The sequence below is a fragment of the Pseudomonas brassicacearum subsp. neoaurantiaca genome (genome assembly GCF_013608025.1).
GTDB lineage: Bacteria > Pseudomonadota > Gammaproteobacteria > Pseudomonadales > Pseudomonadaceae > Aquipseudomonas.
In genome coordinates, this window is record NZ_VDLV01000003.1 from 253,131 (window position 1) to 254,002 (window position 872).

General features: G+C 53.2%; 1 pseudogene. It reads left to right on the forward strand.

Annotated elements, in window-relative coordinates:
* The first annotated feature begins 100 nt into the window (after positions 1–100).
* Positions 101–801, forward strand: a pseudogene (locus tag FHK92_RS03080) (transposase).
* The last annotated feature ends 71 nt before the right edge of the window (positions 802–872 follow it).

Here is an 872-nt window from a genome sequence, read left to right on the forward strand (position 1 = left end):
AGTCGGATGACTGGTTGGATTATTTATAGAGAGAAAAGGGGACAGATTTATTTTCTGAGTCTTTGCTACGCTGAAAGCTTCCACGGAGGAGAGGTCAAATATGCCCAGGATGGGACGTATTGTTTTGCCGAATTACCCACACCATATCGTGCAACGCGGTCATAACCGTCAGGTAGTTTTTGCGGTTCCCGAGGATTATCAACGCTACCTAACGGATCTGCGCGAGCTCAAGGATGCGTTTGGGGTTAGGGTCTTCGCCTATTGTCTGATGACCAATCACGTCCACCTGTTACTCGCTCCGGGTGAGTCGATCACTGGGTTGGGGCAGATGATGAAGGCTTTAGCGGCGCGTGCCACGCGTTACCGCAATCGGCTGGAAGGGCGCTCCGGTACGCTATGGGAAGTCGTTACAAATCCAGTGTCGTGCAGTCAGATGCTTATCTCCTCGCCTGTTGCCGTTACATAGAATTGAATCCTGTACGCGCTCAGATGGTGGCTGACATAGCAGACTACCGTTGGTCGAGCTACCGAAGCCGGATAGGTGATTGTCCTGATAGCGAATGGCTGGATGTCGATCCCTGCTTCGTTGCTCTAGGCGCTACGGCTTTGGAACGGCGTCGTAGGTATGAGGCTTTCGTGTGCGAGGCCATACCTGCAGAGCAGGTCCGTTTGATCCGTGACGCGTTGCAACGAGGTCAGTTGACTGGGACAGGACGCTTCGTTGATGAGGTAGAGCGGATAGTTGGTATCCGGGTAGAACAACGAGGTCAGGGGCGGCCAAGGGGGAGAGCGGAAAAATAAATCCGTCCCGAATGGCACTTACTTAACCTTCTTCGGGTGTCCATTCTTCCTGACCTCAGCCCTTGCTGATC